We start from the raw sequence: 23,490 nt of genomic DNA, 5'->3' as shown, positions 1-23,490 counted from the left end.
CGAATGAAAATTAACATCGCTGATTTTTTGACAGCACTGGAAGAAGAAACGTACGCCGCAACGTCTGGCATCACAACGTTTGATGAATTAACTGCTGATCCAGCCATGATCATGACGGGAAGTTTGGCGTTTGCACAAGAACAGTTGCAGGCCGGAAAGTTGGTTCAAACGCGTCTTGATGTAACAGGGTACCATGATGAACCCATCAACATCCGGTTAGAAAGTTCTGTTATCAACTTGCCGTTTGCTTATGCAAAGGAAATTGATAAAATGCTGGATTCTGATGAGGAGCGTGAGGTGAACCTTTACCTCATCTTCGATTCACCAGCAATTAACGTTTCTAAAATGCGGATTGATCTAATTAGTTCCGTTCAGGCCTTTTTGGACGATCCGGAGACTGTAGCCGAACGGGTGACAGATTGGGTTCGAGAACAACTGAACCAGTTGGCACAACGGGCCGCCGCAGCTGAAGAAGCTGACACGGATGAACCAGAAGCTGATTAACTGAAAATGAAAAAATGTCACGCCAATGTTGGCGTGACATTTTTTTATTTTGAAGATTACCGGGCACGAACTGCATCGATCCATTCATGAAGAAAACGGCTTGCTTCGTGGATGACAACCGGAAGAAGGGCAATACCGATACAAATGAAGGTGAAGTAATTTTCGACGAATTCGGTTTTGCCGAAGAAGAAGCCAGCGAGGGTTGCGATTAGGATCCACGCTGTGACACCAATGGTATTAAAAACATGGAAATCGTGGCGATCCATGGCTGTTTCACCAGCAATTAGGGGCATGAACAGGCCAACAATGGGAATGAAGCGCGCGATGATCAAGAAACCACCACCGTACTTTTGAAAGTATTCTTCAGATTGCGATAAGCGCCGCATGGTCTTTGTTGTTGGTTGGTGATCATCAGGATCAGCTTGTTTTTTAGCCGTGGCTTTCTCCTTGAGGCGCAACCCAGTCTGGTACTTTATGATCGACCCCAAGAGGGTCATGAGGATGAAACCAACCAGGAGAATGTAGATGTTCAGCACCGATTGATGACTGGCAGAAATGGCGCCGGCTACGAAGAGCAAGGATTGAGCGGGGAGAAAGGAAAAGAGCAGGTAGGCACTTTCAAGAAACAGCACCGCAAAAAGGATGATGTAACCCCAGTAATCGAGATGGTTTGTCCAGGGAACTAAAAATTTGAGTGGGTTAAAAATAAATTCGAGGACCCAGGCAAGGCGTGTAGATGCAATAAATTTTGTCATAATACGGTTATCATACCGATATTTAGTTAAGTTTCCTAGCGATTTGCGCTTTTATTTTAGAGGTGTTATAGTATTGACATGCGATGAGTCGAGATCAGCCAGACGACAGTGATGTCGTTCCTCTGCGGAGGCTAGTGGCTATCGAAGTCAGGGGTACGTTTTTCCATCGTATATGGAGTGCTTGATCGTTTGGGTTGTGGAACCCGGCGGTCTACCCACCGACTACTATTGGGTACTGACGTTCTCAGTTCTTCTTTATTGAAGAGCGACCTTAAGTTCAGAAGGTTAATACTGAACATGCCAACCAAACGCCTACGTCTGTAGACGTTTTTTTATTGGTCATGAAGAATATGTGACTAAATTGCTAACTAATGCGGTGACAGCTTTGGGAGAAGTTGTGGTGCCGGCGTGTATGCTACACTATAAATATAAAAACTATTATGAGTTGTTGCGGGGGTCGAAATGGAATTAAGCAAGATGCACCACATTGGGATTGTGGTTTCAAGTTATGCCAGGGCGAAGGATTTTTACATGACCAAACTGGGTTTTCAACTTGTGAGCGAATATGATCGGCCCGTTAAACACGATACGGTAATGATGCTGTGTTCAGGAACGGTTCAATTAGAACTGCTCATCCGGCCCAATAGTCCGGAGCGGCTGACGTATCCTGAAGCATTGGGGCTTCGTCACGTGGCGTTTGCCGTGGATGATGTGGCCCAAACGGTCATTGAACTCGCTGAACTGGGGGTTAAGGCCGAACCAATTCGCAACGATGAATTTACGGGAAAGGCAATGACCTTCATTCATGATCCAGATGGCTTGCCGATTGAACTTCACGAGTAGTCAGCGGTTGATGGGTCATACGAATGTGCGGTGTGGTGTTGAAAAGAAACACCTCGCCTGCGGGTTGGAACCCAAATTTACGGTAGAAATTTTGAACCTGAACCTGTGCTTCAATTTGGATGGGGTAATTTGGGTAGCGTGCGGCAAGGGTTGCCATGACGTGTTGTAAAAGAACCCGTCCATAGCCCTGGCCACGAACGGCGGGGGTGGTCAGGATACGACCAAACGTAACGGTCGTGCCTTCTGTGAAAATTCGTGCGTATGCAACAAGATGATTGTCTTCGTAGTTAAAAAGATGGCGCGCTCGGGGATCAATTTCATCGACTTCTTGGTACACACGGTGCTGATCAACCACGAAAGTTTGGATTCTTGCCACCATTATGTCGTATAATTCAGTTGTTGAGAGTTCTGAGAATGATTTTAAAAGCCACATAAGCGAATTACCCCTTTTGAATGATTGCGCTCTAGTATAGGTTTATTTTATTGCAAATGCAACAAGGAGTTTACAATGATTGATGAATTAAGGCAGTTGGGTACCTTTTCGAGACGGGCAACGACCAGTGCCAACCACGCATTTGCGGCACAAGGATTAAATAATAATCGGTTTCAGTACCTGCTGCGAATTTGTGAACGGCCCGGACTGTTTTTTGACGAATTGGCGACGGACATGGCGGTGGATAGAACCACCAGTTTTCGAGCAGTTCAAAAGTTAATCACGGAAGGCTACGTTGAAAAACGTGCAGATGCCGTTAATAAGAAGGTGCGCCGGTTATACCCGACGGCGCAAGCACAGGCGTTGTATCCAAGCATTCATGCATTTGAGCGTGGTGTTGCAGAGCGGACAATCGGCTCGTTGACGCCTGGGGAACAGCAATTACTGGCTGAACTATTGACCAAAATCAATAAGCAGCTGTGAGTGGTTTCCCACCAGCCAATAAGAAAATAATGCACCTGATTCTCGTAACCGCGGGGATCAGGTGTTTTTTCTGTGAAGGATGGTTGGCGAGCCGACACGCTGATTATTGAAATCATGTGGTCAAGATGCCACGCGTGAAAGATTGTGAATTTTTCTTGCATTGCTGACGTTTAATCGCTGGAAATGAGCTAAAATGGAAACGTTAAGCGCTTACATAGAAAACGAACAGCACTGAGGGGTGTGAAAATGCGGTTTATAAAGAAAGCCATTACAAAGTTAGTTCTATCAACTGCGGTGATCGGTATGATTGCGGCACCGATCGAACCAGCCTTCGCAAGTGACCAACCAACGGGGACCGAACCAACCACTACAGCGGTTCAGCAACCGGCAGAAACGCCACAAGAAACCACGGCAACGCCAATCAAACAGTCCCAATCGGCTGAAACAACCACTACGACGCCGCAAACCCAGCCGCAATCGGCCGTTTCGATGGCGAATGACGTTCGTAACGGCACCACAACAAGTACAGCGTTGGTGAACCAAACGTTAACGTCGATTGATCAGTCCAACCCAACGTTAAACGATGTGATTACCGTGCGAAAAGACGCAGCGCTTCAGGACGCTAAAGCAAACGATGCAACACCGATCAGTGATCGAACGGCGCCATTTTACGGGGTCCCAATTCTGGTTAAGGGGCTCACCCACACGGTTGCGGGTGAACCGAACACAAATGGTTTACCGTTTGAGGCGGGAAACGTGACGAATTTTGACAGTCGCTTTGTTAAAAAGATGAAAGATCTTGGCTTTGTGGTTGTTGGACAAACAAATTTTCCGGAGCTAGGCCTGTTTAACGTGACAAACTCCAATTTGTACGGGGCAGCTAGTAACCCGTGGGACGTCACGCGGAATCCCGGCGGATCTTCCGGTGGTGCGGCGGCAGCCGTGGCGAACGGGACCGTTCCAATTGCACTGGCAAACGACGAGGGTGGTTCCATTCGCATTCCTGCCTCATGGACCGGGGTCGTTGGTTTGAAACCAACCCAGGGAATTTTAGCCTGGGACAGTAAGACGATCGGGGCCGTCAATTTTGCGGAGACACGGACCATGGCAGATACGGAAACGTTGTTTAATGCGCTTCGGGCTAAACCGGGAACGGCCCCGTTGCTGAGTGATCTCAAGCAGGTGCCGGTGGCGTATTCGCTCACCTCGCCAGTTGGAACGCCCGTCAGTGATGACGCTAAGGCGGCCGTGCTGAACACGGTGGCGTTTCTACGGAAGCAGGGCTTCACCGTCGTTGAGAAGGCGGCGCCAGTTGACGGGGTCCAGTTGATGAAACTGTATTATGAGTCGAGTACCGCGACGGGCAGCATCGCTAACTACCTCTTTAATCAAAAGTTCCATCGCAACCTGACCTGGCAGGACGTGGTTAATAAACAGGTTTCGCCCATCACCTACGCGCTGTACCAAGCATCTTTAAAACAGCAGCAGGCAGACCCGACGTTTACAACGAGACGTCAAACGGAACTCACAAACATTGCGGCACAAATGAGCGCGTTCCACAAAGAATATCCGCTGTACCTAACGCCAACAACGGCGACGGTGGCGCCGAAAAACACGGAGCCAATTGTTTTGCCGGCCGATGTTGACCGAATCGCAACCATGGCATCATTACCGTTTGATCAGCAAATGGCACTGATTTATGATGCATGGTTATATGGGTTATCAAAAACACCATTTACGCAGTTAGCCAATTTATCAGGTGAACCGGCCATTAGTTTACCAACTTATGTGACAACTGGGGGCTTGCCACTCGGAGTTCAGTTTGAGGCAGGCCGCGACCAGGATGATCTTTTAATGGCCTTAGGAACGCTGTTTGAACAGGCGGGACTCTTTAAGGAGTGGCCGCAGCCAATGCAACAACCGGAGCCAACCACCAATGGTAACGGTCAATCAGCACCAAATTCACAAGGCGGCTCTTCTGCACAGCAACAGCCGATCACAAGTCGTGCCACCAATCCCGGTAACCCAGAAGTTCCCGTGATGAAGCCGGCGATGGCAGCGGTGGCTACCAGGACGATGTCTCAGCAGGTGTCCTTACAATCAATCACTCCAAGTTCCACGACTGTCGGTGACCCAAATGACGGGCGCTCCCAGCTGAAGCCGGGAACGCTTCCCCAAACGGGCGAAACGGTCCGCGGCGAAATGACTACGTGGGGCATCTTATTACTATTTGTTGTGGCGTCCCTGGATGAACGGCGCTTGAAGAAAGTGCGTGATATTGAAAGGGTTCACTAACTTAAAATGACTGACTTTTCGATTTTTCGAGAAGTCAGTCGTTTTAAGTTAGTACGTGAATTGAAGTAACGTTAGTTTAGTTGTGACCGGTAAATCAACCGGGCGACATTTTCTGCGACCGTTGTGAGATTAGTCTGCACCTGACTGATTGCCGTGGGGAGATCTTCAACACCAGGAAGAATGCCCATGATGACGTCGATTCCAAGGTCATACAACTGGTCAATGCCGCTGCCAACGTTACCGGCCAGCGCAATCACGGTCACGTGATCACTCACACGATGCGCTGCTTGGGCCGTCCCCATGGGGGTCTTGCCGTACTGCGTTTGAAAATCAATGCCACCTTCACCGGTGAACACAAAGTCAGCGTCCGTTGCGCGTTCTTTTAGCCGGGTCATTTCGATCACAATTTCGATTCCCTTTTCCATGTGTGCATGGGTGAAGGCGAGTAAACCAGCGCCCAAACCGCCAGCAGCACCGGCTCCGGGGTGGTCGGCGAGGTCGATCTTTAAGCAGTTCTTCAAGACATGGGCATAATGAGTTAGGTTGGCATCTAATTGAGCGACCATTGCTGGAGTAGCGCCTTTCTGCGGGCCAAACACAACGGCGGCACCAGTCTTGCCCACTAACGGGTTGGTGACATCTGAGGCAATGCGGATGTGGGCGTTTGCCAGTAGCGGATTTATGGCGCTAGCGTCAATGGTGGCTAAATCGCGGAGCCCGCCACCACCGCGGCTAATCGGGGTTCCCGCTGCGTCAAGGAGCTTAGCGCCTAGTGCTTCGGCCATCCCAGCGCCACCATCCGTTGTGGCACTGCCGCCGATCCCGATGATGATGTCGGTCAGTCCTTGAGCCAGTGCATCTGCAATCAATTGACCGGTTCCGTAAGTGGTTGTGATCAGGGGATTTTTCGTTTGCTCGTTAACAAACTGAAGGCCACTAGCAGCTGCCATTTCGATGACGGCTGTCTTTCCATCGCCAAGGATGCCGTAGCGTGCTGGAACTGGTTCTTGCAACGGGTTTAAAACAGTAATGGTACGAAATGTGCCGTGAGTGGCATCCACTAACGACTGAACGGTACCTTCACCGCCGTCAGCCATGGGGATGTTTTCATAGTTCGCATCCGGGAAAACACGTTTGAGTCCTGCTTCGATGGCATCGGCGGCTTCCTTTGCCGTGGCACTCCCTTTAAATGAGTCTGGTGCGATAACAATTTTCATTTTTTATCCTCCGTTAGAACAAAAAGCCGTACATGATGGTGCCAACAATTGTCATGGTGAGTCCAACAGCCGTTTCGTAAGGCACAGCCTTCATCCGCGCCTTTAAATCCATGTTCATCGCGTTAGCGGTCACGTGGAAGTAGTTTCCCTGTGGCAGGTGATCGATCACCGTTGCTCCGGTGTGGACCATCACCGCGGCAGCGAGTGGGGCCGTCCCAAATGCGAGAATTGCCTTGCCAAACGAACCGGTGGCGAGAATGACCCCCGTTGACGTTGAGGCCGTGGCGGCGGCCATTAGAATTCCGGCGATGGGTGCCAGGAAGGTTCCAGAAATCCCTGATAGCTTGATCAAATGGACAATAGCCGCCGGAAGTGTTGACGCGGTGATCAGGCCACCAATGGCACCAGCACCAATTAAAATTAACACAACGTCCGTCATCCGTGCCATGCCAGACTTAGTGTAGGCCAAAATCTTTCGCCCCTGGTGCATGGCAAACATGCCGATGATGCCGGCGAGGGGGAGGATGTACATGGCGTCCACCTGGAATTTTTCTAAAGCACTGATGTGAAAAATACTGCCAATAGGATTGATCAACAATAAAATAACGGCAATCAATGGGGCCACGATTGCTGACTTAAATGAAGGTAAGTCAGCGGGATCGGGGGTTGTGCCCGTGGCCTGGTTAGCCGCAATATCTTCTGCACTGGCAATGGCGCCATGATTCTTTAATAACGTCGCGAGGAGGACGGCCATTGCTAAGCCAAAGAGTGCCGGAATAAAGTCGGCCACCATGACGGCGCTTAGCTCTAAGTGAAACCCGTGTGCTGCCGCAATGGTATTAGGATTGGGTGAAATGATGTTGCCAGCCTTGCCACCGCCGGATAGGGCAACCAGCAACGCAAGTTTAGAAATTTTCATGCGGCTACCAACTTCTAGTGCAATCGGAGCCACGATCAATACAGCGACGGGAATAAACACACCAACGGCCGTAATGATCATGGTTGACAGGGCCAATGAAAAAATGGCAAGGCCCTCACCAAATTGATTAACGATTGTTTTGGCGATGGTGTTGGCAGCGCCGGATTCCATCATGACCCCAGCTAAAACGCCGGCAGCCAAAACGCGGACTACTGTACCCATCACACTTTGGGTCCCAGCAACCACAATGTTTGTTGTTTGAACCAGGTTGGCGCCACCGATGACGGCCCCAACGATTGTTCCAAGTAATAATGAATAGACCGGATTGAGTTTTCGTAAAATCAGAAAGATCGCTAACGCCAGGCCGATAACCGCCCCAAGCCAGCTAACCGTTACGTTTGCCACAATGTGTACCTCCAATAAGGGTTTAAGTTCATTCTTAGCATAAAATAAAGCGGTTACATTTTGTAGTGCCATCGCGGCGTGACCGATGGTATTTTTTTGTCATGCGCCACATTCAACCGTTCATTTGGGCTTACTGTGGCGCAAACTTCTCACCTGAAAAGGATATGAAATTACCCGAACGGGTGGGCTAAAAATCCAGGGCCCCCAGTTCACAACCACTTAGGTGCGTGAACTGGAGGCCCTGGATTAATTGAATGATGCTAATCTGTGTGATGGTCGTGCCAGTAATTATAGAGATTGTACAGACCAACGGCCAGCAAGACCGCCCCGAATGCGCCTGAGGGGAGCTGCTTAGCCCATAAGCCAAAGGCCAATAAAAAGAGTCCGGCAACGGCGAATGAAAGCGCGTCGCGAAGTTGTTTGTTCATTTTAAAAGCCTCACTTGACTAGGTAAACGTGATCATGAATGAGATCGAAGTGACTAAAATGTTTGTTTAGACTGGTTGGTGCCGTCAAATGGGCATTCGTCCAGAAGACTTTTGAATCAGTGGCGCCGTTTTGTTCACCGATCACGATGAATTCGGGCTGGGGTGTCAGTTGCCGAATGGCCGAAAGAACCTGCCAATCAATGTCTTGACCATCAGGTGACCAGCTCATAATGATGGCGTCGACCTGGTGGCCATACTTGGCGATGGCGGCAAGCGCATCAAGCGGTTCGATGGCTGTCACCGGATGCTTGCCCGTTTCGTTTTCTTTGGTCCAGTCCTTGGAATCAGTGGTGAAGATGGTTTGCTGGGGCCGTTTATCCCGGAGCCCTTTTGAAATGTACCCATTACCAGCCATTAATTCGAGGGTTGGCCGACCGTTCAGATACTGGCTGAGGTCGTTCACGAATGGGGCCGAAATGTAGGCCCACATCCCATAGGTGGCTTCAAGGTAGTCCCGAAACCCGCGAAGGGCCTCATCTAGTTGTGGCAAGGCCGTTGAAAGTGCATTCCACACCGTATCACCACGCGGGTCACCAAGAGGGTAACGGGCAAGGATCGTTTGATAAATCGTGTCCTGAAGCGTTTCAGGCAGTAACAGCTCGGGAAGCGGTTGGGGAAGTAATCCCCGTGAGAGTAACCGGTCTGCTTCTAAAACCTGATTGATCAGAAAAACGGCCTCACTAAAATCAGCAAATTGCTCACGAAAATGGGTCAGCTGCCGAATGTAATCATTATGGGCACCGGCGTGTGGATTAAGTCCGTTTTGATCGAGTGCCGGTTCATGGTGTTTGACTTGTTGCTTTAATTTACGGAGTTGTTTGGGAGTCATGTCAGCCTCGTCCTTAGTTTGTTGGCATGTCGTAGCCAAGATCAAGTTCTTCCTGGTGGTCTAATGGCACATCCTCGCGGCGACTTTCGCGGCCGTGCATGTAACCTTCAATGAGTTGATACACTTCATAACGATCCTGACTGCTGAGGGTGTCGTTATTAAACGTCAATCGTTTACCAGAAAGAAATAACCGACCAAGATCATATTCATCCAGCTCTGCCTTACCCGTAAGGTAATCCAGTGAAACATCGAAAAATTCGGAGAGTTTGCGGACTTCAATGTACGAGGGGGTCCGAATGCCACGCTCCCAGTTACCAATTTGCGAAGCGGTATTTGGTTTTTCACTGGGGGTCAAATTCTGATTTAAAGCATCGGCCAGTTGGTCGAGCGTAATGTGGCGCCCGCGGCGAATCGCGCGTAAACGTTCAGGAAACATTCTGTCACTTTCTTTCTAGGGGAGTCTGATGATTGCTTAACCACTCTAATAGTACCGCATACACCCGTTCACGGTCACCCTCATTTAGGATTTCGTGGCGCATTTGTGGCCATAAATGTAACGCTACGTCGTTAAAGCCAGCATGACGGAGGCGTGCGGTGTGCCGTTTTGGCCCGTGACCAAAGCCACCGACAGGATCATCTTGGCCACTCATGAAAAGCATCGGCATGTGGGAATCAATACCTTGGTACCAGTGCCGCCGCGTTGATCGATCAGCAAGTTCAAACAGCACATTAAAGCCATTGTTGGTAAACGTAAAACCAGCGAGAGGATCATGGTTATAAGCGTGCACATTTTCGGGATTTGCAGAGAGCCACTGAAACGGCCAGGATTCTGGAAACCGCCGGGCGTAACCGCCAAAGGCCATGTTGTCGAGGAAATGGTTGGGACGTTTTGGCGCCAGTTTGTTCAGGAGGGCTGTTACGGGCCGGCCAAGGATAAGCGCCGGATTACGGGCAGCGGAGCCAATGATGACAGCGCCGTCCACCCAGCTATCGTAGCGGGTTAAGAACAGCTGCACGATCATGGCACCCATTGAGTGCCCAAGAAGAATGTGGGGTTGGTCAGGATAGTCATGCCGGAGTCGTTTTGCCACCACGAGCTCATCGTCAATAAGGTGGGTGACCGGATCATGCGCCCCAAAGTAACCAAGTGGGGAGTGGCCAACGGTTTGACCATGACCCAGATGATCTGCACCGGCAACCACCCAGCCGTGCGCGCTCATGAAGGTCGCAAAGTGAGCATAGCGGTTAATGTGTTCAGCCATTCCATGAACGATTTGTAGCGTTCCAACGATGGGGGTTGGGGGTGTCGGTAGCCACTGGCGGCCAACCAGTTGGTGGTGATGATCCGTCGATGGGCAGGTAAACGTCGTGCTCGTCATACGGTTCACCTCCTAAACAAGTGGATCAGACAACTTCATAAAGGCGTCAATGTCCTTTTTAACAAGGTCGGCACCAGCTTGCCAAAAGTCTGGCTGGGTCAGATCAACATCAAGGTGCTTTTTCGCCAATTCTTCCGTGGACATGTTGGCCGTGTCGCGAAGCAGTGCGATGTATTGGTCCTCAAAGTCATCCCCAGAAGCCTGGGCCTTGGCGTAGATCCCGAGGCTAAACAGGTAGCCAAAGGTGTACGGGAAGTTATAAAACGGAACGTCATCAATGTAGAAATGTAACTTGCTGGCCCAGAAATGGGGATGATACGTACCAAGGTGATTGGAAAAGGCCCACTTTTGAGCAGCAAGCATTAAATCGTTTAACCGTGCAGGGGTGACGGGACCAGTCAGTCGTTCCTTATAGTAATTGGTCTCGAATAGGTACCGGGCACGAATATTCATGAACATGGCAACTGGATTGAGGAGCTTTGTGTCCAATAGGTTCAACTGTTCGCCAACGGAACTAGCGGCCTGAACGTTTGCGTCAGCGACCACCAATTCGGCAAACGTTGAGGCGGTTTCAGCGACGTTCATGGCGTAATCACGGCGCATGGTGGGCAGATCCTTCACAACACTATAATGGAAGGCATGGCCCAGCTCATGGGCGACGGCTGACGCATCTTCTGGTGTGCCAGTATACGTTAAAAAGATTCGTGATTCCTGTCGTTCAGGCACATCCTCCATGTAACCGCCAGGCTGTTTGCCAGGGCGGTCTTCAACTTCGATCCACTGATTGTCAAAGGCGGTTTGGGCCAGGTGAGCCATTTTGGGGCTAAAGTGATCAAAGTTTTTGACGATGAAGTCCGCGGCGTCATCGTAATCAATGTGTGGTTGGGTAAAACCAGCGACGGTAATGGGCGCTGATTGATCCTGCCAGTCGTATGATGACTTGCCAAGCAGGGCAGCCTTCCGATCCATGTATGGAATAAACATTTCCTTGTTGGCTTCCACAACGTTCCACATGGCTTGAAGTGTCTGCCGGCTCATCCGGTTTTGTTCCAGCGGCTCCTTTAGGAAGGCAGTCGTGTTGTGGAGGCGATCGACTTGTAAACGGAAGCCAGCAAGGTGATTGAGTGTGTCCGCTGCCACGGCCTCTTGTTGCCCCCATGCAGATTCATAGGCGGCCATGAGGTGGTCTCTGGTCTGATTATCAGCGGCCCCAGTGAGTTGGTTTAGGGCCTGACCAGCAGAAAGCGTCTGCTGATGGCCAAAAGCATCGGTAAACGGCACTGCGACTTGACCGGCAATGGTGTCATAGTGCGTGCTCCACCCGGTTAAGCCGTCAACAGACAGCTGATTAATAACACTTTCGGTGGCTTCATCTAATTGTTCGTTGGCATGAGTGCGTAGTTCGGTAAGGTTAAAGGCAATCGGCGCGAGGGCTGGTGTGGCAACAAGCGTGGTGAACGCGTCATCGCTGACCGTCGCAAGACGTTTACCAAGTGTCACGTCAAGATCGGCAAACTTAGCGGAAACCTCGTTTAACCGCGCGATTTTTGGCGCAATGGCGTGGTTATTGAAATCAGCAGATTGGTGAGCAGTCCAAAAGACGCTGAGTTCCTTTAAACCATCGGCAGTCTCATCACGCGTGGTAATGTAGGCCGTTAGTGCTGAGTAAGCGGGTGCATCAGCGGTCAGATCCAATTCAGCAAGGGTCTGTGTTAACGTTGCGATACTTGCGGTCAGCGCTGTTAAGCGCGCGGCGGCTTCTGGTGACTCGAAACCACCGGGGAAAATGTTGTCGAGAGCCCACGTTTGTTGATATTTCATGATGGTGCCTCCTAAAAGTGAACATTATGTTACGGCCATTATAGCAGTCATTTGCGAGGAACGCCCGTTGAAGAAGGCTGGCAGGCGTGGTAAGGTGAACAAATTAGTATAGGGGGTCAATAAATGAAACAGAATCAAAATCGCCACGGCAAAAGTTCTCATGGTCACCGCCGGGCATGGGTCGTTAGTCTCATTGTGCTGGTTTGTTTAGTCTGCGGTGGTTTATTGGCCGCGGGGACGTACTTTTTCCAGGTGGCGGAGGTGCGGAGCCACAAAGCGTTTATCAATAATCAACCGTTAAAACATAGTGATCCACTGTATGGTCGTGATCAGTGGTTTAAAAAGCAGCACAAACAGCGGTGGACCATTACAGGTCAACCCGGGCAGTTAAAGCTTGTCGCTGATTACTTGCCGGCAGCAACCCCCACAAAGAAAACGGTGGTGATCGCGCACGGGTTCGGGGGAAACAAAGAAAAAATGGCGGCCTATGGGACCATGTTTCATGACATGGGCTTTAACGTGTTGATCCCAGATGATCGGGCGGCCGGGCAGTCACAGGGGAAGTACATTGGCTATGGCTGGCTAGATCGGCGTGATTATGTAAAATGGCTTAAACAAGTTGTGCAAAAAAATGGCGCAGACAGTCAACTATTGATGTTTGGTGTGTCGATGGGTGGCGCAACGACCATGATGGTCAGCGGCGAACCGGATGTCCCTAAACAAGTTCGGGCCTACATCGAGGACTGTGGCTACACATCGGTGAAGGATGAAATCAGCTATCAGGCAAAGTCGATGTATGGACTCCCCGCATGGCCACTAGTGGGGATCGTGAGTGAAATCAGTCAGATTCGCGCCGGGTATAATTATGCGGAAGCCAGCTCGGTGAATGCGGTGAAGAAAAATGATAAACCGATGTTCTTTATTCACGGTGATAAGGATACGTTCGTGCCAACCAGCATGGTTTATAAAAATTACCGCGCTGCTGGCGGACCAAAGTCGCTATGGATCGTGAAGGGGGCAAAACACGCTGCCTCATTCCGGCATGATCCAACGGCCTATCAAGCACACATCCAAGCGTTTTTAGATCAACATTTTAAATAATCCTTGTCGTAAAAAAAATCGCTTCTTCATTGACTTATCGTCAACGAAGAAGCGATTTTTTAGACTTACGATAACGAGCTAAACAACACGGTCTGTAAGCAAAGTAAGCTAATGCCAGCGACCCAATAATTCCAGATTGGAACCGAAACGACAGTCACGTGTGTTCGGGGCGCATTTTCAGTAAAGCCGTGAGAAGTCATGGCCTCGGCCAAATTTTCGGACCAGTTAAGGGCGGCCACGATGGCCTTGAAAAGCAGCTGTGGTGACCAGAAATGAAGCGTGATGCCGCGCATTTGAGCACTGGCCCGAATGATGGTGACCTCGCGACGAATCTGTGGCACAAAGTTAAGCGCACCAACCATGCCGTAAACAAAGGTTGTCGGGAGGTGGGCATTTTGTTCCAGTGAGGCCAACGTTTTTGCAGGGGTCGTTGAAAACGTAAAGAGGCCGCCGAGGCCAGCATAGGCGTAGATCCGGGTGGCAAGAACCCAAGCAAAGTGGGCGTTTTGACCACTCGTTGTGAACCGGATGGAACACCAAATCCCGACTGCGGGGATGAGTGGAATGAGGGCGAGACGAACAAACGATACTAAGGGCGCACGTCGCCAACACATAATAAAGAGACTGATGATAAGAATCAAAACATTGGCCCAGATGACGCTGGTAAACGAAATTTCGATACCGATCAAAAGAATTAAGCTGAGGAGAATGGTTGGGTTCATAGGGAAGCCTCGTAGTGGAGTTGGTGATTGATTAGGTGGATGTGCCGATCTGCGTAGTGGACCACATCCGTGAGTTGGTGGGTAATCATGATAATCGTGTGGCCATGTTGATGAACCGCCTCATGTAGTAACTGAAGCATTTGGTGCGTTGACGTTAAGTCTAAACTGGTGAGTGGTTCATCCAGGAGCAGCGTATCCGTCCCCATGATCAACATCAATAAGAGCTGTAATTTTTTCTTTTGGCCCTCACTAAGCGTGTAGACGACGCGGTCTAATAAATCGGCGAGGCCGAGGTCGCTAAGCGTGGCATCAACTTTAGCGGGTGTCCATTCAGTGGAGACTTGGTGCGTCTGGCTAAGGGCCAGTTCCTCTGCAACCGTGATGCGCAAAAACTGACTGCTGGCCTGTTGGAAGACCAACGCGACGTGTTTTGCATACTGTTGGCGGCGGATTTTGTTGAGGTCAGTCTGCCGCCAAGTAATGGTTCCCGTGTACGGTTGTAACCGTGCCAGTGCATTGAGCAACGTTGATTTCCCCGTCCCGTTAGCACCAGTAATAACGGTGAGTTGTGCCTGAAACAGGCTTAACGAGGTAGCGGTCAGTAAGGGTGTTTGGTGGCCGACCGTGAGCTCGTTGAGGTCAAATTCCGATGCTGTCTGAACGACAGGGGAAAGTGATTGTGGTTGATGAGCATGTGCCGCAAAGTCGGTAAACCGAGTGGCCGTTTCGGTGACTGTTGCCGGATGAATCTGCTGACGAGTCGGATCCAAAACGTAAAGTTGATCGATCCGGTCACGATAGTCTGATAGATCATGGTCGGCAATGAGAATCGTTTTATGATGATTGGTGGCTAACTCGCTCAACCGGTCTAATAAGACCGTACGGGCCTCAGGATCAACGTTTGCAAAGGGTTCATCCAGGAGGATCACGCGCGATTCAAGCGCAACAATTAGGGCAAGCGAAACCTTTTGCTGCTCGCCACCGGATAGGGTGGTAAATTGCCGGTCCGCAAGGTCGGCAACATTGGCGAAGGCCAGAGCGTTCCTAACCTTATCAGGAATGACTGCTGGATTGAGCCGTTGGTTTTCCAGTGCAAAAACGAGCTCTTCACGGGGAGTGGGCATAGCGAACTGTTCACCGGGATTTTGAAACATCATGGCAACCAGTGCGGTTCGGTCGTTAGGCGCCAAGACGTTAACGTCCTGACCGGCGATGGTGATGTGCCCCTGCTCTTGGTGGCCCGTAAACGCAGGGTAAAGTCCGGCGACCAGCTTCAGAAACGTCGATTTGCCAGTTCCTGATGGGCCCGTTAGTAAATTAAACGTGCCGTCGAAAACGTCAAGTGACTGATCGTTAAGGACTGGTTGTTGCTGTGCATCATAATAAAACGTAACGTGATCGAGATTAATCAATGACATAATGGTTCACTTTCATAAAAGGTAAATGTAACGTTAGGCGCGCCGATCCAGGAGGTGCGAGCGGTCGAGAAGTTTCGTAACCGCGGCAACAAGGAGACCGCCAAACAGCCACATTGAGATGACCCGGGTGATGAACAAGCCGATTAGCATCCCGGGGTGAAAGGCACTGTAACCAGAGCGAGCAAGGTCCCAAATAAACGTTACGATGGCTGTGGTGATAGCAGATAGCGAGAGGGACCATAAGTCATAACGGCGATAGCGCGTAAACGTGAAACCCAGTTCAGAACCAAACCCCTGAATAAAGCCAGAAAGAAGGGTGCTGGGGCCCCACTGTCCACCGATGATGGCCTCAACAGCGGATGCCAGGAGCTCGCCGATGGTGGCAGAACCAACTTTCCGAAGCATGAAGGCGGCGAGTGGACCAGCCATGGTCCAGAGCCCCAGCAGGGCGTCATTGGCGAATGGTGCCAACCCAAATGGGGTTAGCAACAGGGTAAGTCCGTTGTACAAAAAACCAACGGCAAAGAAAATGATTCCCATGAAAATCGCCATGATCGTGATTAAGATGACGTCACGAAGGTGCCATGAATTGTGATGTGGTGCTGATTGATGTTGCATAAAAAGTTCCTCCTATTGGTAATGTTACCGGACATTAGGAACCGCTATTTGAGACATAAAAACCCCGACACAGATAGAGTCTGTGCCGGGGCGCAATTGCGACATTGAAAACAATCCAAATTAACGGATTGTTGTGACGTATCTCCCTTCGCCGGTACTAACCGGAGCAGGTTCAATGGGTCTTATCTCAGCCAAACGGCACCCCAGATCTATTTAAACTACGCTCATCATAGCGAATACTTAGCAGAAATTCAACAAGTAATGTCCGTTAATTTGACCGACGAACGCGGAGGATTGCCCCACCAATGATCGGCACGATGATAACACCGGCAATCATTTCTGCAATTCCGTTTGTCCCAACCAAGGAAAGGAGCAGCCACATAAATGTGCCACTGTGAGGAATTCCAGGGAAGTAAACGTGGAAAATGGCAATGGTTGACCATGCACTCAAAACAACCAGTGCGGTGTTAGTGAAGGAGGCCCAAAAACCGGAAAGGACAAGTCCTAATCCCTGACGGTGACGCTTAGCCAGCGCCTGGAACGTGTACCCGACGACAAGGCCGATCATGATTCGGGGAACCAAGGCGGTCACAGGATTTCTAAACAGGAAGGCCCCAATGTTGTACGTGGTGGTCCAGGCTTGAATCAGTGAAGCTAACCCCCAGACACCACCGATGAGGGCGCCCCACCACGGTCCGAGCAGAATGGCAGCAATGGCGACGGTAAATTGAATGATGGTAATTTGCAAACCGATAACCATTAATCCCAAGGGGATGTATCCCAAAAAGGGAACGATGACCTGCACGATGATAATGGCAATAAAAAGTGCGGCCAACACGAGGTTTCTGGTGCTAGCGCTAGTAGATGTTTTCATGGTAACGAGCTCCTTTATGTTATGGGAACGGATTAAGCAAGTAGCCGCATCACGCCCATGATGATGTTGTAAAACCAAAGAATGGCACTAACTAAACATAATCCACCAATCAGTAACAGGGTGAGCCAACCAAGGCCAGCCGTTGCGCCACTTGTAAAGCCGACCGCAACGATCCAAAAAAAGCTCCCAAAAGCAATAATGGTTGGTAACAGTTGACTCCAAAAAGCGCGGGCTGCATCACGAGTAACGTCTCGTTGCCCAGCTGCAGCGATCCAAACGATTAGCGGAAAGATAACTGGTAAAAATAAAATGCTGAGGTAACAAAGGGCTGTTAACACTTTATGTGCCATGGTCACCGCCGCCTTTCCTAAATGATTACGTTCATTTTACGCTAGCAGGACGATTGACGCCAAAGTTTTTAATTGACCCAGGTGGAAAAATCGTGACGGCGACTAAACGACGCAATCATTTAGGATTACGTCATGAATCCGCATAAAAAGCGACCGCTTCCTGATTTGTTAGGAAACGGTCGCTCCAAATTGAGCAGAATATGAATGATTAATGTTGGGCAAATAAGTTGGTCAACAAGTCCATGAAATGGGCAAGGTAACGATCCTTATCAACATCAACTGCAACCTTCATGTTAGTCGTTGGGTCATTCAGTCGAGCTGAATCACCAATGGTCCGACCAATATCAGCAGGGTTAGCAGGGTCATCATGAGTGACCTTCATGTTTAAATCAATCAACTTAGCGTAGCTTGAATCGATTGAGATTCCAACAGCCAATGGGTCGTGAATGGCACAACCATTTTTATCAATGTCTAAATCGTAGTAAGCGTCAATGTAGTAGTCGGTAATGTCAGCAAATTTTTCACCGGCAACCGTTCCAAGATCACGCCATTGTTGCGTTTCCTTCTTAGTCAAAAGGGTCCGCAGAGTCACGTCTAACCCAACCATGGTGGAGCGCAATGGTGAGCGGAAGACACGGTCAGCGGCTGCAGGGTCCTGGTTGATGTTGGCTTCTGTAAAGGCCGTTACGTTACCAGGAACAGTCAAGGCACCACCCATGAAGGTCATGTTACCAATCAGGTTAGCGATGGTTGGATCCTTTTGAATTGCGGCATCAATGTTTGTTTGTGGGCCGGTTGGCACCAAAATCAAATCATCGCCGTATTCATGTGCAGCATCGATGATGAAATCGATCCCTGAATTTGCTTCAACTGGGCGACTTGCTGCAGGAATTTCAACTTCCCCAATCCCGTTGACCCCATGGATCTTTTGACTGATTTCCATAACGTCAAAGTGATCTGTTGTGCTGGAATGTGCGTCACCTAGGAAAACGGGAACGTCTGTTGCACCCAATAGGGCTAACAAGTTGAGCGAATTCTCCGCTGACTTGTCTACCAAAACGTTACCATATGATGAAACGATCCCAATTAAATCAACTTCTGGTGAAGCAACTGCATAGGCGATGGCGAGTGCGTCATCCACCCCAGTGTCTAAATCCAGAATCATTTTCTTTGTTGCCATTTTATAACCCCCACAAATGTCAGATTAAAAGCTGTAAACTGTCTGATTACTTCCCTCATAATAGACGAATGTAAGCCCTTTCTCAAGTGAAATGGCTAATTTCTCATGTCATTGTTAATTAAATAGATTAAATAATGCTTAGATGACCGAAGACTGGTGATAAAACATCGGTCGAGTTAGTCAAAGGGCTTGACCATGCGGTTGTTTAAAAGGATAATAATTAAAATTGTAGTTCATTATAATGTGTATTATAGTTTTTAATGGCAAATAATCACCGAGGATTTAGGGTAGTGAGAGATGAATGATGAAAAGAAGCAGGCACCATCCGAACTAAACGTCAATGAGGTTGTTGAACTGTTACAGCGCGGGTATTTGGGCAGCTTTCGAATTATTGAAAAGGTCCTAACAACACTGCCGATGAAATATGGCACAAACTGGGCAAGTTTGTGCATGCTCAATCAACTAGCGGAAGACCCAAATGTGTCCGTTAACCAGTTGGCGGAGCTCAATCACATAAGTACCGGGGCGGTTTCATTACGAACCCGGGATTTACTGAGTCAGGGATTAATTGAGATTCAGATCGATAAGGATGATCGCCGGCGCCGGCATCTTTCCATTACTGAGGCCGGGCGGGCGTTACAAGAAAACCAGGTCAAAGAGGCGCGGCTAACTGCGGAATTATTACTTCAGCAGGTCAGTTACGACGATGTTATGCGGATGCAGGCCTGTTTTGACGATTTATCGGTAATTTTGGATGGGCGGCTTGAAGCGTGGAACCAGTCATCACTTGCCTCAGACGAACGCTAGTGTGAAATTTTTGGTGTTCTGATTGGGGAATCGCAATGTTTCCGCCAAACGTGGCATAATAAACACCATTAACAACAAGTGAGGATCAGTCTCATGTGGACGGTGATTTTAAGTTTACTGGTATTATTTTATTTTATTCAGGGACAATTTGCTTTTGAACGTCCAACACGATTACGATATTGGGTGCTCCCCATTTTTGCGCTGGTGATGTTCAGTCAAACGTTTAAGGTCACGGCGGTTAACGTCTGGATTGCTGTTGCAATGGTTGGTCTTGGTATTATTATCGGGATCTTGCAGGGACGTTACGCAACCATCCGGCCCCTTCTCGGTGCGAGTGGTGAAGCACGCGTTGAGGTGAAAGGCGGCTGGTTGTACCTTGCTGGCTGGGCTGTCATGCTCATCATTCAGTTAGGGATGGAAGTTATTTTTGCACACCATGCCCTCACCGTGAAGGAGGTTTCAAACGAAGCCTTTCAAAGCGTGACTGACGAGTTGTTTCCGATCCGGCGACTCCAAGGGAGTGGTTGGTGGGTGCTGTGGGCGTTAACGGCCGGTTCAGGACTAGCGTACACATTAACGTTAATGCACCGTTCAGAAGGGTTTCGCGCAACCATCAAACGTCATGCTCATCGCAATGATCGGCGGGCAGAACGGAGGCACCATCAGTGATCCGAGTGATGATTACAGCCGGTGGAGCGTTTTTAGCGACCAACATGGACGATCTCTTGTTGTTAATTATGTTTGCCGGGTCAGCGAAAACAAAACGCCAGTGGCGTGCTGTTGTATGGGGGCAACTGTCAGGAATCGTTACGCTAATTGCCGTAAGCTGGCTCTTAAGCTTTGGACTGATGAAGTTTGCCCCGTCATGGATCAGTCTTCTCGGGATCATTCCAATTGCGGTTGGGGTGCTCGATCTGTGGCATGAACGTCACGGGTGGGCAGAGACGTCTGAATTGAAGCAGGCCAAGGTTCGAGCTGTTTCCGTTCCGTTAGTATGGAGTGTGACGGTTGGGGATGGTGGCGATAATCTGAGTGTCTACATTCCACTATTTGCGAAGCAAACAGCGGCAGACATGACAATGACAATTGCAATCTTTCTCATGTTAACCATCGCATGGCTCTGGTTGGGCCGCCGCTTAGCACAAACGAAGGTGGCCGTTGTAATTGTGGAGCGCTTTAGCACGTGGCTGATGCCAGCCCTGTTAATTCTGGTCGGGAGCGTCATTTTATGGCACGGGTTTATCCACTAGCCTAATTAAATTAATATAAAACACCCCGCGTCCTTAGATCGTTCGCTAAGGACACGGGGTGTTTTGGTTGGGGAACATGGGCACCCGTTATTTTGCTTCAGGAGTTGTTACGAACACATTGTTGGCAGCTTTAAAACTAACGTCAACATGGTCGCCTGCATCAGTGGTTAAGGTGATTGGACCTTCAAAAGGCGCGTGAGCCGAAACGGTGTACGTTTGGCCAACCACGAAGTTCAAGCTTTCTAAGTATTCCAACAGGTCGTGATTATCAACAAAACGGGATAGCGTGATCACAATGTTGTCGGGCACGTCAGCTAACGCTAAGCGACTACCTTCGACGTAGTGGCCAGCTTGATCTGGAATGGCCCCACCATGGGGACAATGGTCAGGATGGTCCAAAAAATCATCCATGGCGTCAATCATGTGATCACTGGAGCTGTGTTCCAATTGTTCCGCTTCCTGGTGAACCGTGGCGAGTGTATAGCCAAGCTTTTCGAAAAGGAAGCACTCCCATAACCGGTGCTTACGAACCAATTCTTCTGCTGCGGCCCGACCTGATTCTGTGAGTGAAATGCCAGCGTAGGGCGTATGAGCGACTAGCCGTTCTTCGACCAATTTATTGATCATTTCTGTCACAGAAGCAGCTGCAATGTTGAGACTCAACGACAGCTGCTTGTTTGAAACTTTTCCAGAAACGCCACCTAACTCAAAGATCATCTTTAGGTAGTCTTCCTTCATAGGGGTCATTATTTTCCACCTGTCATTATAAAATTTGTGTTACATCATTTATAGTCCATTTAGGTGGAAAAGACAACTGACGGTTACCTAAATCACTGGTCAAGCACCGATTGGGTGAGTTGGCGGGTAAGGGCTTCACCAAAGCGTTTGATCCCGCTGGTGATTTCTGCTGGTGTAACACCAGAAAAGTTAAGGCGCAGGGTATTGGTCACGTTTTGGTGGGCGTAAAAGACCTGGCCCGGAACAAAACTGACGTGGGCCGTTGCTGAAATTTCCGTTAGAAGCGCCGTTGTGTCCAGATCATCTGGGCAGGTTAACCAGATAAAGAACCCGCCAGCAGGGGTTGTGTAATGGACAGTTTCCGGCATAAACCGGGTTAGTGCGGCAATCATGGCGTCACGGCGTTGCTGATAGACAGGGATTAGCGTTGCGATGTGCTCATCTAAAAGACCGTGGTCAAGGTAGTTTGTGATGGCCTGAAGCATGATTGCTGGCGATTCAAGGTCGCTGGTTTCCTTTAACTGCCGGAGTTTTTGAATAATGCCGGTCCCTGCGATAATCCAGCCAGTCCGAAGCCCGGGCATCAAAATTTTTGAAAAACTACTAATGAAAATGACACGATCATGGGTGTCAAAAGCTTTAATGGCGGGAAGCTGATGCCCCGTATACCGGAGGTCACGATAAGGCGTATCTTCGACAATGTACACATCATAGTGCTCAGCTAGTGCCACTAGGCGTTTCCGATTTTCGGTCGGCATGGTGACTCCAGTTGGGTTATGAAAGTCTGGAACTGTATACACAAGTTTGATGTTGGGATGTTGTTTTAGGGTGGCTTCAAGGGCATCAAGGTCCATGCCGTCACGTGTCATTGGAACATCGTGATAACGTGGCGCATATTGGTCAAATGAGGCCAACGCCCCCACATAGGTTGGCGCTTCGACCGCGAGCTCATCACCCGGGTTTAGGAACAGCCGAGCAACAAGATCAATGGCTTGTTGGCCACCTTGGGTGAGTAAAACATTTGCTGCGGTGGCCGGAATTATCGCCGTTTGTTGGGCACGATCGGCAAGTAATTCACGTAAATGGAAAGGGCCGTCGACTGCTTGGTACTCAAAGAGGTGGGCGCCGTGGTGATCGATGACTTGGGTAAACGCTTGTTTCATCGTGACGGTGGGAAATAATGCAGGGTTCGGGTTCCCAGCGGAAAAGCAAACGCCATTTTGTCCAAGGTCATTGGCGAATAGTTGACCAAGGCGGTTTTCATTGCTGATACTGACGCGATCCGAAAAAATTGTTTTTGTCATGTTAAGGCCCCTTTCGTTATGCCCCAGTATAGGGGGCGGGGTTGGGAAAATAAAACGCAACTTTTTCATAATGATGATGAAAAATCTTCATTATCGAAGTAACGTGAGGAAAATTGCTTAAGCAGGGGCAAACAATTGAAAATAATTGATTACAAGTGTAAACTAAAACCCAAGACGACACTAAATCAAGGAGGCGGCGTGACGATGGAAGCAACGGTTAAACTGGAGATTAGCGATGCAGAGTGGGAAGTAATGCGGGTCGTTTGGACGCTTGGCCAGGTGACCAGCCATCAGGTGACCACCATTTTAGCGGATAAAATGGGCTGGAAAGCCGCGACAAGCAAGACCCTCCTAGGACGGTTGGTGAAAAAAGGGGCGCTGGCAACGGCAAAGGAAGCAAACGCCTTTGTTTACACGCCATTAGTTGCAGAACAAGACGCCATGAACGCCGCAACGCATGCGTTGTTTGGTCATCTCTGCGAAATGAAGGCCGGGGCGACGCTTGCAACCTTAGTTAACGATCTGACGCTTAGTCGAACGGACATTGCTCAGTTACAACAGGTGTTGGCTGAAAAAGCAATTGACGCACCAGCCGTTGTTCCCTGCAACTGCGTTCCGATCCAGTTAACCGATGGGGAACACGCTTGTGCCCCCACCGCAGTTAATAACGATTAAAACTGAATGTTAATGGCCACCACCATGATGTGGGTGGCCATTTTTATTGGGAAGCGCGTTTAATACTTGACGAATTTCGATT

Annotated in this window: 26 protein-coding genes and 1 riboswitch; of the genes, 9 read left to right on the top strand and 17 right to left on the bottom strand. The window is 49.5% G+C overall.

Annotated features, from left to right (window positions below; genetic code table 11):
- The first annotated feature begins 3 nt into the window (after positions 1–3).
- A complete protein-coding gene (locus tag ACRYI5_RS06625; RefSeq protein WP_448224718.1) occupies positions 4–504 on the top strand; it encodes a hypothetical protein in 501 nt (166 codons plus the stop codon).
- Positions 505–560: 56 nt separating this feature from the next.
- Here ACRYI5_RS06625 and ACRYI5_RS06620 read toward each other — a convergent pair whose 3' ends face one another.
- Positions 561–1,259 (bottom strand): VTT domain-containing protein, encoded by a 699-nt coding sequence (locus tag ACRYI5_RS06620; RefSeq protein ID WP_448224717.1) that lies wholly within the window; start codon positions 1,257–1,259, stop codon positions 561–563.
- A 462-nt stretch (positions 1,260–1,721) separates the two neighbouring features.
- Between ACRYI5_RS06620 and gloA2 the strand changes: the two genes are divergently transcribed.
- On the top strand, positions 1,722–2,102 hold the full coding sequence (gene gloA2 / locus ACRYI5_RS06615) for an SMU1112c/YaeR family gloxylase I-like metalloprotein (RefSeq protein ID WP_448224716.1): 381 nt from the start codon (positions 1,722–1,724) through the stop codon (positions 2,100–2,102).
- Here gloA2 and ACRYI5_RS06610 read toward each other — a convergent pair.
- Positions 2,059–2,535: a GNAT family N-acetyltransferase gene (locus ACRYI5_RS06610; protein ID WP_448224715.1), complete on the bottom strand. Its 477-nt coding sequence runs from the start codon at positions 2,533–2,535 to the stop codon at positions 2,059–2,061. The two genes, gloA2 and ACRYI5_RS06610, sit on opposite strands and share 44 nt — an antisense overlap.
- 75 nt (positions 2,536–2,610) lie before the next feature.
- Here ACRYI5_RS06610 and ACRYI5_RS06605 point away from each other — a divergent pair, with 75 nt between their 5' ends.
- The gene (locus tag ACRYI5_RS06605; RefSeq protein WP_448224714.1) at positions 2,611–3,018 is read left to right on the top strand and encodes a MarR family winged helix-turn-helix transcriptional regulator; all 408 of its coding nucleotides are present in this window, start codon (positions 2,611–2,613) and stop codon (positions 3,016–3,018) included.
- Between the two features lie 246 nt (positions 3,019–3,264).
- The gene (locus ACRYI5_RS06600; protein ID WP_448224713.1) at positions 3,265–5,313 is read left to right on the top strand and encodes an amidase family protein; all 2,049 of its coding nucleotides are present in this window, start codon (positions 3,265–3,267) and stop codon (positions 5,311–5,313) included.
- Positions 5,314–5,384: 71 nt separating this feature from the next.
- Here the strand turns inward: ACRYI5_RS06600 and ACRYI5_RS06595 are convergent, their stop codons facing one another.
- The 7 genes from ACRYI5_RS06595 to ACRYI5_RS06565 form a co-directional block, all read right to left on the bottom strand.
- Complete coding sequence (locus ACRYI5_RS06595; protein ID WP_448224712.1) at positions 5,385–6,530, bottom strand: glycerate kinase family protein; 1,146 nt, start codon at positions 6,528–6,530, stop codon at positions 5,385–5,387.
- Positions 6,531–6,543: 13 nt separating this feature from the next.
- The gene (locus tag ACRYI5_RS06590) at positions 6,544–7,926 is read right to left on the bottom strand and encodes a GntP family permease (protein ID WP_448224711.1); all 1,383 of its coding nucleotides are present in this window, start codon (positions 7,924–7,926) and stop codon (positions 6,544–6,546) included.
- A 188-nt stretch (positions 7,927–8,114) separates the two neighbouring features.
- Positions 8,115–8,282 (bottom strand): hypothetical protein, encoded by a 168-nt coding sequence (locus ACRYI5_RS06585; protein ID WP_407880007.1) that lies wholly within the window; start codon positions 8,280–8,282, stop codon positions 8,115–8,117.
- Between the two features lie 10 nt (positions 8,283–8,292).
- Positions 8,293–9,171: an SAM-dependent methyltransferase gene (locus tag ACRYI5_RS06580; protein WP_407880009.1), complete on the bottom strand. Its 879-nt coding sequence runs from the start codon at positions 9,169–9,171 to the stop codon at positions 8,293–8,295.
- Positions 9,172–9,184: 13 nt separating this feature from the next.
- Positions 9,185–9,607 carry a helix-turn-helix domain-containing protein gene (locus ACRYI5_RS06575; RefSeq protein WP_448224710.1) on the bottom strand — a complete coding sequence of 141 codons (423 nt, stop codon included), beginning with the start codon at positions 9,605–9,607 and terminating at the stop codon, positions 9,185–9,187.
- 4 nt (positions 9,608–9,611) lie between these two features.
- The gene (locus ACRYI5_RS06570) at positions 9,612–10,550 is read right to left on the bottom strand and encodes an alpha/beta fold hydrolase (protein ID WP_448224709.1); all 939 of its coding nucleotides are present in this window, start codon (positions 10,548–10,550) and stop codon (positions 9,612–9,614) included.
- Between the two features lie 12 nt (positions 10,551–10,562).
- Positions 10,563–12,371 (bottom strand): M3 family oligoendopeptidase, encoded by a 1,809-nt coding sequence (locus ACRYI5_RS06565; protein WP_448224708.1) that lies wholly within the window; start codon positions 12,369–12,371, stop codon positions 10,563–10,565.
- Positions 12,372–12,494: 123 nt separating this feature from the next.
- Here ACRYI5_RS06565 and ACRYI5_RS06560 point away from each other — a divergent pair, with 123 nt between their 5' ends.
- Complete coding sequence (locus ACRYI5_RS06560) at positions 12,495–13,472, top strand: alpha/beta hydrolase (RefSeq protein ID WP_448224707.1); 978 nt, start codon at positions 12,495–12,497, stop codon at positions 13,470–13,472.
- 65 nt (positions 13,473–13,537) lie between these two features.
- On the opposite strand, the gene ACRYI5_RS06555 is transcribed toward ACRYI5_RS06560, so the two are convergent.
- The 6 genes from ACRYI5_RS06555 to ACRYI5_RS06530 all read right to left on the bottom strand — a co-directional run bounded on the left by ACRYI5_RS06555 (position 13,538) and on the right by ACRYI5_RS06530 (position 18,634).
- The gene (locus ACRYI5_RS06555; RefSeq protein ID WP_448224706.1) at positions 13,538–14,194 is read right to left on the bottom strand and encodes an energy-coupling factor transporter transmembrane component T family protein; all 657 of its coding nucleotides are present in this window, start codon (positions 14,192–14,194) and stop codon (positions 13,538–13,540) included.
- Positions 14,191–15,612, bottom strand: coding sequence for an ABC transporter ATP-binding protein (locus tag ACRYI5_RS06550; protein WP_448224705.1), 1,422 nt, complete (start codon positions 15,610–15,612; stop codon positions 14,191–14,193). Before ACRYI5_RS06550 ends, ACRYI5_RS06555 begins: the two co-directional genes overlap by 4 nt.
- 33 nt (positions 15,613–15,645) lie before the next feature.
- Positions 15,646–16,230 carry an ECF transporter S component gene (locus ACRYI5_RS06545; RefSeq protein WP_448224704.1) on the bottom strand — a complete coding sequence of 195 codons (585 nt, stop codon included), beginning with the start codon at positions 16,228–16,230 and terminating at the stop codon, positions 15,646–15,648.
- Positions 16,231–16,356: 126 nt separating this feature from the next.
- Positions 16,357–16,446, bottom strand: a riboswitch (TPP riboswitch).
- Between the two features lie 52 nt (positions 16,447–16,498).
- Positions 16,499–17,104, bottom strand: coding sequence for an ECF transporter S component (locus ACRYI5_RS06540; protein WP_448224703.1), 606 nt, complete (start codon positions 17,102–17,104; stop codon positions 16,499–16,501).
- 32 nt (positions 17,105–17,136) lie between these two features.
- On the bottom strand, positions 17,137–17,454 hold the full coding sequence (locus ACRYI5_RS06535) for a hypothetical protein (RefSeq protein WP_448224702.1): 318 nt from the start codon (positions 17,452–17,454) through the stop codon (positions 17,137–17,139).
- A 208-nt stretch (positions 17,455–17,662) separates the two neighbouring features.
- Complete coding sequence (locus ACRYI5_RS06530) at positions 17,663–18,634, bottom strand: nucleoside hydrolase (protein WP_448224701.1); 972 nt, start codon at positions 18,632–18,634, stop codon at positions 17,663–17,665.
- 297 nt (positions 18,635–18,931) lie between these two features.
- Between ACRYI5_RS06530 and ACRYI5_RS06525 the strand changes: the two genes are divergently transcribed.
- The 3 genes from ACRYI5_RS06525 to ACRYI5_RS06515 all read left to right on the top strand — a co-directional run bounded on the left by ACRYI5_RS06525 (position 18,932) and on the right by ACRYI5_RS06515 (position 20,691).
- The gene (locus tag ACRYI5_RS06525) at positions 18,932–19,441 is read left to right on the top strand and encodes a MarR family winged helix-turn-helix transcriptional regulator (protein ID WP_407880025.1); all 510 of its coding nucleotides are present in this window, start codon (positions 18,932–18,934) and stop codon (positions 19,439–19,441) included.
- Positions 19,442–19,534: 93 nt separating this feature from the next.
- The gene (locus ACRYI5_RS06520) at positions 19,535–20,110 is read left to right on the top strand and encodes a hypothetical protein (protein ID WP_448224700.1); all 576 of its coding nucleotides are present in this window, start codon (positions 19,535–19,537) and stop codon (positions 20,108–20,110) included.
- Positions 20,107–20,691, top strand: a complete 585-nt coding sequence (locus tag ACRYI5_RS06515; RefSeq protein ID WP_448224699.1) for a cadmium resistance transporter — start codon at positions 20,107–20,109, stop codon at positions 20,689–20,691. Before ACRYI5_RS06520 ends, ACRYI5_RS06515 begins: the two co-directional genes overlap by 4 nt.
- Before the next feature lie 87 nt (positions 20,692–20,778).
- On the opposite strand, the gene ACRYI5_RS06510 is transcribed toward ACRYI5_RS06515, so the two are convergent.
- Together ACRYI5_RS06510 and ACRYI5_RS06505 are read right to left on the bottom strand one after the other, a co-directional pair.
- Positions 20,779–21,438, bottom strand: a complete 660-nt coding sequence (locus ACRYI5_RS06510; RefSeq protein WP_448224698.1) for a metal-dependent transcriptional regulator — start codon at positions 21,436–21,438, stop codon at positions 20,779–20,781.
- 83 nt (positions 21,439–21,521) lie between these two features.
- Positions 21,522–22,733, bottom strand: a complete 1,212-nt coding sequence (locus tag ACRYI5_RS06505) for an aminotransferase-like domain-containing protein (protein ID WP_448224697.1) — start codon at positions 22,731–22,733, stop codon at positions 21,522–21,524.
- Positions 22,734–22,937: 204 nt separating this feature from the next.
- Between ACRYI5_RS06505 and ACRYI5_RS06500 the strand changes: the two genes are divergently transcribed.
- Entirely contained in the window at positions 22,938–23,408 is a 471-nt protein-coding gene (locus ACRYI5_RS06500) for a CopY/TcrY family copper transport repressor (RefSeq protein ID WP_448224696.1), read from the top strand.
- The last annotated feature ends 82 nt before the right edge of the window (positions 23,409–23,490 follow it).

The sequence above is a fragment of the Furfurilactobacillus sp. WILCCON 0119 genome, from assembly GCF_053471565.1.
The sequence above is the reverse complement of the archived record's forward strand: the minus strand, read 5'-3'. Positions and strand labels throughout refer to the sequence as shown.

Excerpts from the sequence above, each read along its gene's own strand:
- ACRYI5_RS06625 (WP_448224718.1), top strand. The coding sequence starts at position 4 with ATGAAAATTAACATCGCTGATTTTTTGACAGCACTGGAAGAAGAAACG.
- ACRYI5_RS06620 (WP_448224717.1), bottom strand. The coding sequence starts at position 1,259 with ATGACAAAATTTATTGCATCTACACGCCTTGCCTGGGTCCTCGAATTT.
- gloA2 (WP_448224716.1), top strand. The coding sequence starts at position 1,722 with ATGGAATTAAGCAAGATGCACCACATTGGGATTGTGGTTTCAAGTTAT.
- ACRYI5_RS06610 (WP_448224715.1), bottom strand. The coding sequence starts at position 2,535 with ATGTGGCTTTTAAAATCATTCTCAGAACTCTCAACAACTGAATTATAC.
- ACRYI5_RS06605 (WP_448224714.1), top strand. The coding sequence starts at position 2,611 with ATGATTGATGAATTAAGGCAGTTGGGTACCTTTTCGAGACGGGCAACG.
- ACRYI5_RS06600 (WP_448224713.1), top strand. The coding sequence starts at position 3,265 with ATGCGGTTTATAAAGAAAGCCATTACAAAGTTAGTTCTATCAACTGCG.
- ACRYI5_RS06595 (WP_448224712.1), bottom strand. The coding sequence starts at position 6,530 with ATGAAAATTGTTATCGCACCAGACTCATTTAAAGGGAGTGCCACGGCA.
- ACRYI5_RS06590 (WP_448224711.1), bottom strand. The coding sequence starts at position 7,926 with ATGGCACTACAAAATGTAACCGCTTTATTTTATGCTAAGAATGAACTT.
- ACRYI5_RS06585 (WP_407880007.1), bottom strand. The coding sequence starts at position 8,282 with ATGAACAAACAACTTCGCGACGCGCTTTCATTCGCCGTTGCCGGACTC.
- ACRYI5_RS06580 (WP_407880009.1), bottom strand. The coding sequence starts at position 9,171 with ATGACTCCCAAACAACTCCGTAAATTAAAGCAACAAGTCAAACACCAT.
- ACRYI5_RS06575 (WP_448224710.1), bottom strand. The coding sequence starts at position 9,607 with ATGTTTCCTGAACGTTTACGCGCGATTCGCCGCGGGCGCCACATTACG.
- ACRYI5_RS06570 (WP_448224709.1), bottom strand. The coding sequence starts at position 10,550 with ATGACGAGCACGACGTTTACCTGCCCATCGACGGATCATCACCACCAA.
- ACRYI5_RS06565 (WP_448224708.1), bottom strand. The coding sequence starts at position 12,371 with ATGAAATATCAACAAACGTGGGCTCTCGACAACATTTTCCCCGGTGGT.
- ACRYI5_RS06560 (WP_448224707.1), top strand. The coding sequence starts at position 12,495 with ATGAAACAGAATCAAAATCGCCACGGCAAAAGTTCTCATGGTCACCGC.
- ACRYI5_RS06555 (WP_448224706.1), bottom strand. The coding sequence starts at position 14,194 with ATGAACCCAACCATTCTCCTCAGCTTAATTCTTTTGATCGGTATCGAA.
- ACRYI5_RS06550 (WP_448224705.1), bottom strand. The coding sequence starts at position 15,612 with ATGTCATTGATTAATCTCGATCACGTTACGTTTTATTATGATGCACAG.
- ACRYI5_RS06545 (WP_448224704.1), bottom strand. The coding sequence starts at position 16,230 with ATGCAACATCAATCAGCACCACATCACAATTCATGGCACCTTCGTGAC.
- ACRYI5_RS06540 (WP_448224703.1), bottom strand. The coding sequence starts at position 17,104 with ATGAAAACATCTACTAGCGCTAGCACCAGAAACCTCGTGTTGGCCGCA.
- ACRYI5_RS06535 (WP_448224702.1), bottom strand. The coding sequence starts at position 17,454 with ATGGCACATAAAGTGTTAACAGCCCTTTGTTACCTCAGCATTTTATTT.
- ACRYI5_RS06530 (WP_448224701.1), bottom strand. The coding sequence starts at position 18,634 with ATGGCAACAAAGAAAATGATTCTGGATTTAGACACTGGGGTGGATGAC.
- ACRYI5_RS06525 (WP_407880025.1), top strand. The coding sequence starts at position 18,932 with ATGAATGATGAAAAGAAGCAGGCACCATCCGAACTAAACGTCAATGAG.
- ACRYI5_RS06520 (WP_448224700.1), top strand. The coding sequence starts at position 19,535 with ATGTGGACGGTGATTTTAAGTTTACTGGTATTATTTTATTTTATTCAG.
- ACRYI5_RS06510 (WP_448224698.1), bottom strand. The coding sequence starts at position 21,438 with ATGACCCCTATGAAGGAAGACTACCTAAAGATGATCTTTGAGTTAGGT.
- ACRYI5_RS06505 (WP_448224697.1), bottom strand. The coding sequence starts at position 22,733 with ATGACAAAAACAATTTTTTCGGATCGCGTCAGTATCAGCAATGAAAAC.
- ACRYI5_RS06500 (WP_448224696.1), top strand. The coding sequence starts at position 22,938 with ATGGAAGCAACGGTTAAACTGGAGATTAGCGATGCAGAGTGGGAAGTA.